The following is a 10,558-nucleotide window of genomic DNA, read 5'->3' on the forward strand; positions in this document are numbered from 1 at the left end:
ATTGCCTAAAAACAAAGAGATGGGGCGTTTCGCCGTTTCCCTGAAACGCTGAAACGCACTGGTCCGGCTTACCTGGAGACTGCCGTTGCTTTGTGATTGCGTTGGCGCGCATAGGCCACGCAGGCGTCTACCGTGCTGACGCAGAGCGCATCGACGCTGTTCGGCAGATTGTTGTCGCCGGCATAGGCCACCTCGGCGACACGACCGCCGATCATGCGGATCTGCGTGTTGCAGTAGCCGCCGGGAGCGACGTTGACCGACCCTCCAACTGCGGGGATCGCGCCAACGGCCATCGTCGGCACCGCGATACTGAGGTTGCCGCGTTGGACGGTGCGTTGATAGGTCCAAATCTGGCCAGAAGGCCCCGTATCGGCCGTCGCGGTCGGAAAGCCGGCGCACATGCGGACATCGGCCTCGCTGAGACCGACCATCTCCTTGCGGGCAGCGGCCGTGGTGGCGTCGACCTTGGCGATGCTCGACGTGTCGTCGGGGATGACGCAGGACGACAGGATGGAGATGCCTGCCGCAACGAAGGCAAGTTTTCGAATACGCAAGGATGTCATGCCGTCGGTCGGAGTTGCGTGCCGCCCCAGCGCCCTCCTGCCTACCTAGGCAATCGGCCAAACGCGTCAACCCGCGGAATGCCGACGCATTGCCGCGCCAATGCGCTCACACCACCCGAAAATAGCTCGTCATGCCGGTCTTCTGGTGCTCGATGATGTGGCAATGCAGCAGCCAGTCACCGGGATTGTCGGCGACGAAGCCGAGCTGCACCTTCTCGTCGGGTTGGATCAGATAGGTGTCGGAGACGAGCGGCTGCACTGCCCTGATCGATGACGACAGCACCTTGAAGCTCATGCCGTGCAGGTGGATCGGGTGCGCGTGCGGGGTGAGGTTCTCCATGTCGATGACGTAGCTGCGGCCGAGCTTCAGCTCGGCGAGCGGCGCGGTGGGGTCCGGCGTGTCGCCCGGCCACGGCACCTTGTTGATCGCCCAGAAACTGTAGCCGAGCGAGCCGCAAATGCTGTCGGCCGCAACGTTCTCGGCCGTGGCGCTTAGCGCCAGCGGAATGCGCTTGGCGCCGGCGACATCGAGCTCAGCCACGGGATTGGCTTCGAGCGGGCCGAGATCGCGCAGATCGTGTTTCAGCGATTTGCCGACCGAGCGCAGCGTCGCCAGGATTTTCGGCTTGGTGCCCCGGACGTCGCGCAGGCTGACGATCGCGCCTTCCTCGTCGGGCATGCGGATGGCAAGCTCCAGCCGCTGGCCGGGTCCCAGCTGCAGGGCATCCGGCGTGAACCGTTGCGGCACCGGGTTGCCGTCGAGCGCGATGACCGTCGCCTCGGCGCCGTCGACACGAAAGGCATAGATGCGGGTGACGTCGGTGATGGCCGCCCTAAGCCGCACCAGCCCGCCGGCCGGCGCATCGAATTGCGGCTGGTCGAGCCAGTTGGCGGTGCGCACGGTGCCGAAGGTGCCGGCCCTGGCCGCGTCGCGCGGCCTGAACGGCTCGATGAACTGGCCGTCGTCGCCAAGCCGCCAGTCGCGCAGGTTGACGACCATCTCGACATCGAAGACCGGGTCCTTCGGGTTCTCGACCACGATCACGCCGGTCAGGCCGTGACCCATCTGGATCAGCGTGTTGCAATGCGGGTGGTACCAGAAGGTGCCGGCGTCGGGCGGCGAAAACGCGTAGTCGAAGCGGTCGCCCTGATAGACATAGGGCTGCACCAGGAACGGCACGCCGTCCATCTTGTTGGGAACGCGGATGCCATGCCAGTGGATGGTCGTCGGATCGTCGATGCCGTTGATCAGCCGCGCGGCGAACGGCTCGCCCTTCCTCATCCTGACCACCGGCGGCATGCCCGTTTCGCCGTAGGTCAGCACATTCTTCGTCGGCGCGCCGTCCATCAGCCGCGCCTCGATGCTCGCGGTCTTCAGGATCAGCGGCTCGGGCTTTGGCGCCGCCCAGCCGGTAAACTTGCCGGCGGCCGAGAGGCCGATGCCGGCCGCGCCCGCGGCCGCGGCGCCCTGCAGGAGTTTGCGGCGTGTGAGGACCGACATTGGAATCCCGAAACAGATGAGTGGCGGTCTCACGCCTTATCATCATTCGGGCACATCCCGAAACGGACAGATCGCCGCCCGCAAGCAGATCGGTCCCAGGCCGAATACGGCGAGCTGCGTGGCTCCGATCAATCCCCGACGGCGGCGAGATGCCCGCCGCCGAAATCCTTGAGCTCAAGTTTCGGCACGGTTTCGCCGATCCGGCGGGTCGCGCTTGGAATTTCGCGGTCGAGACGGGAAAAGCGTGTCCGGCGTCGTGACGGATCGGGAACCGGCACCGCCTCGATAAGCCGCCGCGTGTAGGGATGTCGCGGGTTGGAAAAGACCTGGTCGCGGCTGCCGATCTCGACGATCTGGCCCAGATACATGACGGCGACGCGGTCCGAGATGTTCTCGACCACCGCCATGTCATGCGAGATGAAGAGATAGGCGACGCCGAATTCGCGTTGCAACTCCTTCAAAAGATCGAGCACGCGCGCCTGCACCGAGACATCGAGGGCCGACACGCTCTCGTCGGCGATGATCAGCTTCGGCCTTAGCGCCAGCGCCCGGGCGATGCAGATGCGCTGGCGCTGGCCGCCGGAAAATTCATGCGGATAGAGCTCCATCTGTGCTGCCGACAGACCGACCCGCTCAAACAGGGTAGCCACTTGGTTCTGGCGCTCCTGCCGTGAGCCGATGCCGTGGATCAGAAGCGGCTCGGCCACCAGATCGCCGACGCGCATGCGCGGATCGAGCGAAGCGTAAGGATCCTGGAACACCATCTGCACGTCGCGCCGCACCGCCTTGCGCGCGTCGCCGCCAAGCCCGGAGAGCTCGCGGCCGCCGATCGTCACTCCGCCCGTATAGGGCACGAGGCCGGCAAGCGCCTTGGCGGTGGTGGATTTGCCGCAGCCGGATTCGCCGACCAGCGCCAGCGTCTCGTTGGGCGCGATCGAGAAGCTGACGCCCTCGACGGCGTGCACCCGCCGGTTGACGCGGCCGAAGAAGCCGCCGCGCAGGTCGAAGCGGACATGAAGGTCGTTCACCACCGCGACCTTGTCCTGCCCGGTTGCGCCGGCTGCCCCTCCCGTGACGCGCCGGCCTGCGCCCGAGCCGATGCGCGGAACGGCGGCCAGCAATTCTTGCGTATAGGCGGCCCGCGGCCTGGCGAAGATATCAGCGGTCGCACCTTCCTCGACCATGCGGCCATTGCGCATGACGATGACGCGATCGGCCATTTCGGCGACGACGCCCATGTCGTGGGTGATGAGGATGACGCTGGTGCCGTGCTGGCGCTGCAGGTCGCGCAGCAGCTCCAGCACCTCGCCCTGGACCGTGACGTCGAGCGCCGTCGTCGGCTCGTCGGCGATCAGCACGTCAGGCTCCAGCGCCAGCGCCATGGCGATCATCACCCGCTGGCGCATGCCGCCCGACAATTCGTGCGGAAACTGTTTCAACCGGCTTTCGGCTTCGGAGATGCGCACCGCCTTCAGCGCCTCGACCGCGCGCCGTTGCGCCTCGGCGTGGGAAAGGCCGGTATGCGCCTCGATCGATTCGGTGAGCTGCCGGCCGATCGACAGCACCGGATTGAGCGAGGTCATCGGCTCCTGGAAGATCATGGCTATGCGGTCGCCGCGAATGTCGCGCATGCGGCGCTCGTCGAGCGCCGTCAGTTCGATGGCACTGCCATCCTTGTTGAAGAGCCGGATCGTCCCGGAAGCGATGCGGCCGGCCGGCTGCGGCAGGAGCCGCATGATCGCCAGCGCCGTCATCGACTTGCCGGAACCGGACTCGCCGGCGATGCACAGCGTCTCGCCGCGTCCGAGCGACAGCGACAGGCCGGACACCACTTCGCGCTCGCCGTCCTCGCCGCGCACGCCGACGCAGAGGCCGGTGATTTCGAGCACCGGCCTCGCGGCCGCCCTTGCGGCGGCGTCAGCGTGTTCGTCGACCACGACTGCGCTCATTCAAACACGCAGCGCGGGAAGTAGAACGACACCACCCAGTTCGGCATGTCGACGATCTCGCTGATCCTGAGATCGCCGCAGACCGAGACCAGCATGTAGGCATCGACCGGGTCGAGCTTGTAGCGGGCGGACAAAAGGTCGACCATCTGGCGGACGGCCTCCCTGGCCCCGGCCATCAGGTCCGGTCCGATGCCCGTCGTCACCTCGTAGCCCTTGGCGTCGAGATGCCGCGTCACCGGGCCGGGCGTGGTGAAACGCGGCGTCTTCAGCCGCGCGTCCTTCACCAGGTCGAGCTTCAGCACGACGTCCATCGGACTCTCGATCGCCGTGCCGCATACCTCGCCGTCGCCTTGCGCGGCATGGGTGTCGCCGACCGAGAACAGCGCGCCCGGCACTTCCACCGGCAGATAGAGCGTGGTGCCCGCGGCAAGGTCGCGGATGTCGAGATTGCCGCCGACACGCCGTGGCGGCACCACCGAATGCAGGCCCATCTCGGCCAACGCGTTGCCGATGGTGCCGGCGAACGGTTTCAATGGCACCCGCGCGTTCTTTCCGAACAACGCCGGCTCGAGCGAGGCGGCGTCGTATTTCCAGATGTTGAGCGCCGGTTCCTTGAAGTCGTCGGCGAGCAGGCCGAAGCCCGGGATGTTCGCCGTCCAGCCGAAGCCGGACGGTTTGAACATCTCGATCGTCACCTTCAGCGCATCGCCGGGCTCGGCACCCTCGACGAAGATCGGCCCGGTCACCGGGTTGACCTTGGAGAAGTCGAGCCGGGCCACGTCGGCGACCGTGCTGTCGGCCTGGAGCTGGCCGCCCGCCGCATCGAGGCACTCGAACTCGAGCGTCGAGCCGGGTGCCACCCGCTCGGCCGGGGCGAAGGAATTGTCCCAGCCGAAATGATGATGGCGCCCGTGGATGGTGTAGTCGCAGTTACTGCACATCTTTCACATACACATTGTCGTAGTTGATCGGGATATGGACCGGGTCGACATAGAGATTGTCGGCGCCGCCCATGCGGGCTGATTTCAGCGTGAAGCGCTGCTCGTTGAAGACCGGCGCCCAGGGCGCGTCCTCCATGATCTTGTCATAGATCGCGCTCCACATCTTCTCGCGTTCCTCGGACTTGGCCGGGTCGACGACGGAATCGGCCTCGGCCGCCTTGGCGTCGAGGTCCTTGTTGCAATACCACGACCAGTTCCAGCCGCCCGGCACCGCGCCGGCGCAACCGAGGATCGGGCCGTAGAAATTGGAGGGATCCGGGAAGTCGGCGATCCAGGCCATGCCGCCCGACCAGATCATCGGCGCGCCGGCCTTGTCGCCGCCGGCGGCGATCACATTGGCCTGGGCCAGCGACTGGATGCTGGCCTTGATGCCGATGGCCGCCAGATCCTGCTGGATCGCCTGGGCGATGCGCGGATTGGGATCGGTGTTCATGGCGAAGAGCTGCGTCGCGAAGCCGTCGGGATGGCCGGCTTCGGCAAGCAGGGCCTTGGCCTTGGCGACGTCATAGGCATAGCCCTTGAACGCCCTGTCGTAGCCGGGCATCGAGGGCGGCAGCGGCTGGTTGGCCGGCACCGCGCGATTGTTGATCAGCTGGACGATGCGGCCCTTGTTGATCGCCATGTTGACGGCCTGGCGCACCTTGACATTGTCGAAGGGCGCCATGGTGGTGTTCATGGTGACGTAGCCGGTGTGCAGCTGTCCGCCCACCACGACGCGCGCCTTCTGTTCCGGATCGTTCATCACCTCCTGGAACTTGGCCGGCGGAATGCCGTCGCCGGGCACGTCGATCTCGCCCTTCTGCAGGCGCAGCAGCGCCACGATCGGCTCCTGGCCGATCTCGAAGGTGATCTTGTCGAGATGCGGCAGGCCCTTATGCCAGTAATCGGGATTGCGCTCGAAGACGATGCGCTGGCCGAGCGTCCATTCGGCGAGCTTGAAGGCGCCGGTGCCGACCGGATGCTTGCCGAAGTCGGCGCCGTACTTCTCGACCTCCTCCTTCGGCACGACATGCGAGAAGTTGATCGCCATGACATGCAGGAAGGTGGCATCCGGCCGGGTCAGCTCGAACTTGATCGTGTAAGGGTCGACCACGGTGATGCCGGAGAGGCTGCCCGCCTTGCCGGCGGCGACATCGTCATAGCCCTTGATCGAGCCGAAGAAGCCGGCGCCCGGGCTCTGCGTCTTCGGATTGGTGACGCGGTCGAGCGAATATTTGACGTCGTCGGCGGTCATCTCGCGGCCGTTGTGGAACTTCACGCCATGGCGCAGCTTGAAGGTGAAGGTCTTGCCGTCCGGCGAGATCTCGTAGCTTTCGGCGAGGTCGGGCTTGAGCTTGGTGGTGCCGGGCTCATAGTCCATCAGCCCGTCGAACAGGCTCTTGATCATCGACCAGTTCTGCCAGTCATAGCCGATCGCCGGGTCGAGGGTCGCGACATCGTCCTTGTAGGTGATGGTGATGGCGCCGCCCTGCTTGATGTTCGGGTCGACCGCGTCGTCGGCGCGCGCGCTTGCCATGCCGAGCATCAGCGCCAGCGCCGATGCAGCGACGGTGGACGCGAGAAACTTTTTCATTTTTATGTTCCCTTTCTCTGTTCGGTTTTCATTTTCATCTGAGCTTGATGCGAGGATCGATGAAGGGCGCGATGATGTCGGCGAGAAGGTTGCCGAGCACGATGGCGACGGCCGAGACCAGGGTGACGCCCATGATGATCGGGATGTCGACGCGCTGTATGGCCTGCCAGGCGAGCTGGCCGATGCCCGGCCAGCCGAACACGCTTTCGACCACCACGATGCCGCCCATGAAGATGCCGACGTCGATGCCGATCATGGCGACGACTGGCAGGATGGCGTTGGGCAGCGCATGGCGGAACAGGATGGCGCCGCGCGCCAGGCCCTTGGCGCGGGCGGTGCGCATATAGTCCTGGCGCAGCACGTCGATCATCGACGAGCGCATCATGCGCGCGTACCAGCCGGCGCCGAGTATGCCCATGGTCAGTGAGGGCAGCACGAGGTGGCGCCAGCTGCCGTAGCCGCCGATCGGGAACCAGCCGAGCCTGACGGCGAAGACGTAGAGCAGCAGCAGGCCGACGACGAATTGCGGCGCCGAGACGCCGACGAAGGAGACGACCATCAAGGTCTGGTCGGTGGCGGTGCCGCGCCTGACGGCGGCGATCAACCCCATGGTGAGGCCGATCGCCAGCTCGCACAGGATGGCGCCGACCATCAGCAGCAGGCTGGCCGGCAGCCGCGAGACGATGAGCTCGGTGACTTCCGAGCGCTGGATGTAGGAGCGGCCGAGATCGCCGCTGACGAGCCGGGTCAGATAGTGCCAGTACTGGACGATGAAAGGTTGATCGAGGCCGAGCTGGCGGCGAATGTTCTCCACCGTTTCGGGGGTGGCGCTGCGCCCGGCGATCTGGCGCACCGGGTCGGCCGGCAAAAGATAGAGCAGCGCGAAGGTGATCAGCGAGACGCCGAGCAGGATGAGCAGCGACTGGATGAGCCGGCGGCCGAGATAGGCAATCATAATCGGCCCCCCATTATTCGCGCCCTCTTTGCGTCGGGTCGAGGATGTCGCGCAGCGCGTCGCCGACCAGGTTGAAGGCCAGCGCCAGCGCCAGGATCGCGGCGCCCGGGAAGAACACCAGCCAGGGCGCCGCCTGGAAATAGGTCTGGTTCTCGAAGATGATGTTGCCCCACGAGGCCGTCGGCGGCTGCACGCCGATGCCGAGATAGCTGAGCGTGGCTTCGAGCAGCACCGTGGTCGAGATGCCGAGCGTGCCCCAGACGATGATGGTCGGCAGGAGATGCGGCAGGATGTGGCGGATGAGAATGCGCGGCGCGCTCGCCCCTATCGTGCGCTCGGCATCGATGAACTCGCGCTCGGAGAGCGAGGAGGTCTCTGTGTAGATGACGCGCGCGGTCTGCACCCAGTTGACCAGCGCGATCACCATGGCGACGATCCAGAGGCTCGGCTCGAACACCGCCGCCAGGCAGATGGCGAGAAGCAGCGCGGGAAAGGCCATCATCAGGTCGGTGAAGCGCATCAGCGCGCTGCCGATCCAGCCGCGGAAATAACCCGCCGTGACGCCGACCAGCGTGCCGATCAGAAGCGCCACGCCATTGGCGACGATGCCGATGATCAGCGAGGTGCGGGCGCCGAACAGGATGCGGGTCAACAGGTCGCGGCCGAGCAGGTCGGTGCCCAGCCAGAACTTGGCGTTCGGCGGCAGCGGCGAGCCTTCGAGCGTCAGGCCGTCGAACATCTGCTCGTTGGGATCGTAGCCGGTCAGCCACGGGGCGAGGATGGCGCCCGCGAGCACGATGGCGATAATGAACAGCCCGAGCAGCGCCAGCGGCCGCCTGACCAGCCGGCGCCAGACGCCGGCGCGCGGCTTTGCCGGCATCCGGCCCGCCGAAAGGTCAGGCGCGATGGGATTGGTCATCGCCGCCCTCTGCTTCCGTCATCGCCACGATGCGCCGGGCCGCTTCCTCGACGCTGATCTGCCAACTCATCGCCAGCGAGCGCAGCTGCGCGTAGGCGCGGTCGTCGTCGCTGCCTTTCGACAAAGCCGCGACCGCGCGCACGATGGTCTGGCGCTCTGCGACACGCTGGCGCAGCGAGAAAATTTCGCCGGCTAAATGCTTGCGAGCCTCGAAACCCTGCCTTGCGATCAGCAGCGCGCTGTAGACACCGGCATTGCCGACCGGCTTCAAAAGCTGTGCGTCGGCCTTGTGCGACAGCGCCCACTCGATGCGGCCGGGTGCCTCCGAGCCGATCAGCGCCACCAGCGGCATCGGCGCTTCGCCCGGCTTCCACGGGAACTGCTCGTCGAAGCCGAGGTCGGCGTCGAAGAAGACGAAATCCGCCGCCAGCGCCTCCGCCGGCAAATGCGGCCAGCACTCGACCGCCGCGAGGCCGATCGCCGACAACTGCCTGGTGATCGCCTGCACCGTGGTGTGCGGACGATGCAGCACGAAGGCCCTGGCGCCGCCGAGATTGGGGATGCGCGCGGCGCGGCTCACGACACCACCCTGAGCCGCGGGCGGCCGAAGACCTTGGCCGGATCGTAGCGCGAAAGATAGGGATCTGGCGCCACCTCTTCCTCGCGGCTCACCACCTCGAAGAAGCCGTCGGCAATACGCCCGATGATCACCGGCAGGGTCGCATGCTGGGTGTGCGGATCGATGGCGATCGGCCCGAGGCGGGTCGCGAAGCGGCGCTCGGCGAAGGCTTTCGAGAATTCCGCCGGGCCGGCGTCCGGGTTGCCGGAAAGCACGTCCGCCATCACCTGCACCGAGGCATAGGCGGACGCCTCGAAGGACGAGGCGAAGGCGGCCGGGCGCGGCGCGAAATAGGGTCCGGCCGACAGATGCCCCTTGCCGGTTTCGCCGATGGCCGTCAGCTCGCCCTCGGTGAGATTGCACGAGATCACCGGGCAGGCGTCAGGCTTGAAGGCCGCATCCTCTCGTCCCAGGTCGCGATAGGCGGCGAGGAAGGCATATGACGAGGTGCCGATCAGGTTGTTGAGGATGAAGTTCGGCCGGGTGACGCGGATTTCCTCGATCAGGCGCGAAACGTCGGTCTCGCCGATGCGCAGATAGCGTTCGCCGAGCACCTTGCCGCCGGCGTCGGCGATCAGGTCGCGCGCGACGCGGTTCATCTCCCAGCCCCAGATGTAGTTCGAGCCGAGCAGGAAGCCGTTGGCGCCGAAACGCGGCGCGACATGAGCCATCAGCGGCACCAGGTGCTGGTTCGGGCAGGCATGCATGTAGACGACATGCTCGTTGGCCTCGAAGCCTTCATACGGGCAGGCGTACCAGAGCATGCCGCCCGCCTTCTCCAGAACGGGAATGGTCTCCTTGCGGCTCCAGGAGGTGATGCAGCCGACGACATGGCGGGCGCTGCTGGTGCGGAAGATATCCTCGCAGAGCGTCGCGTAGCGGTCGGCATTGCTTTGCGGATCGCGCTCGACCGGGACGAGCTCGATGCTTTGCGCGCGATCGGCGTTGATGTCGGCGATCGCGCGCATCGCCCCCAGCCGGCAGGCGTCGGAGACGAGCTGGTAGCTGCCCGAGCGCGAATAGAGGATGCCGATCTCGATACGTCGTTTCAAGCAAGGCCCCAAAAATGAAAAAGCCTCGCAGCCAGCGCCGGATGGGCGAGGCATACGAGGCATTCTTGCCGCCCGGCAACCAAAGCCGGTATTTTCGCGGGCTACCCTATTCCGTACCGCCCATCAGTCAAGCCTGAAAGTTTGAGCGCGCTGCGGGCCTCTGGGACCGTTTCACTGTTCATTTGCGTGAAATCAGCGCAAACGCTGGGGATTGGTTGAAGCCGCCGCAACCTCGTCATTCTATGGCGGAGCAAGGAGCGAAGCGACGCGCGCAGACCATAGAATCCATGCCGTGACTTGGAAGCGCCGCCACGGTGCAGAATTCTGCTCCATTGCACGCCTTGGCGAAGGTAACGGCATGGATTCTAGACGTTATGACCGTGGTCTGAGCGGCGGCCCGTCCTAAGTCTTTGCAGCTGTAAAGCA

Annotated in this window: 9 protein-coding genes; all 9 read right to left on the reverse strand. The window is 65.8% G+C overall.

Translation table 11 applies throughout. From position 1 onward, the window contains the following. Positions 1–68 precede the first annotated feature (68 nt). Positions 69–563 (reverse strand): hypothetical protein, encoded by a 495-nt coding sequence (locus tag FJ956_RS24035; RefSeq protein WP_140684625.1) that lies wholly within the window; start codon positions 561–563, stop codon positions 69–71. A 106-nt stretch (positions 564–669) separates the two neighbouring features. Next, positions 670–2,064 carry a multicopper oxidase family protein gene (locus FJ956_RS24040; protein WP_140684626.1) on the reverse strand — a complete coding sequence of 465 codons (1,395 nt, stop codon included), beginning with the start codon at positions 2,062–2,064 and terminating at the stop codon, positions 670–672. A 128-nt stretch (positions 2,065–2,192) separates the two neighbouring features. Beyond that, positions 2,193–4,013 carry an ABC transporter ATP-binding protein gene (locus tag FJ956_RS24045; protein WP_140684627.1) on the reverse strand — a complete coding sequence of 607 codons (1,821 nt, stop codon included), beginning with the start codon at positions 4,011–4,013 and terminating at the stop codon, positions 2,193–2,195. Continuing rightward, the gene (locus FJ956_RS24050; RefSeq protein ID WP_140684628.1) at positions 4,010–4,954 is read right to left on the reverse strand and encodes an acetamidase/formamidase family protein; all 945 of its coding nucleotides are present in this window, start codon (positions 4,952–4,954) and stop codon (positions 4,010–4,012) included. Before FJ956_RS24050 ends, FJ956_RS24045 begins: the two co-directional genes overlap by 4 nt. After that, positions 4,944–6,587, reverse strand: coding sequence for an ABC transporter substrate-binding protein (locus tag FJ956_RS24055; protein WP_140684629.1), 1,644 nt, complete (start codon positions 6,585–6,587; stop codon positions 4,944–4,946). The genes FJ956_RS24050 and FJ956_RS24055 overlap by 11 nt, the downstream gene beginning before the upstream one ends. Before the next feature lie 34 nt (positions 6,588–6,621). Beyond that, on the reverse strand, positions 6,622–7,542 hold the full coding sequence (locus tag FJ956_RS24060) for an ABC transporter permease (protein WP_140684630.1): 921 nt from the start codon (positions 7,540–7,542) through the stop codon (positions 6,622–6,624). A gap of 13 nt (positions 7,543–7,555) precedes the next feature. Further along, entirely contained in the window at positions 7,556–8,461 is a 906-nt protein-coding gene (locus FJ956_RS24065; protein ID WP_140684631.1) for an ABC transporter permease, read from the reverse strand. Beyond that, the gene (locus tag FJ956_RS24070) at positions 8,439–9,041 is read right to left on the reverse strand and encodes an ANTAR domain-containing protein (RefSeq protein WP_140684632.1); all 603 of its coding nucleotides are present in this window, start codon (positions 9,039–9,041) and stop codon (positions 8,439–8,441) included. The genes FJ956_RS24065 and FJ956_RS24070 overlap by 23 nt, the downstream gene beginning before the upstream one ends. Continuing rightward, positions 9,038–10,132, reverse strand: coding sequence for a transporter substrate-binding protein (locus tag FJ956_RS24075; RefSeq protein WP_140684633.1), 1,095 nt, complete (start codon positions 10,130–10,132; stop codon positions 9,038–9,040). The genes FJ956_RS24070 and FJ956_RS24075 overlap by 4 nt, the downstream gene beginning before the upstream one ends. Between the last annotated feature and the right edge of the window lie 426 nt (positions 10,133–10,558).

Source organism: Mesorhizobium sp. B2-4-3 (assembly GCF_006442815.1).
GTDB lineage: Bacteria > Pseudomonadota > Alphaproteobacteria > Rhizobiales > Rhizobiaceae > Mesorhizobium.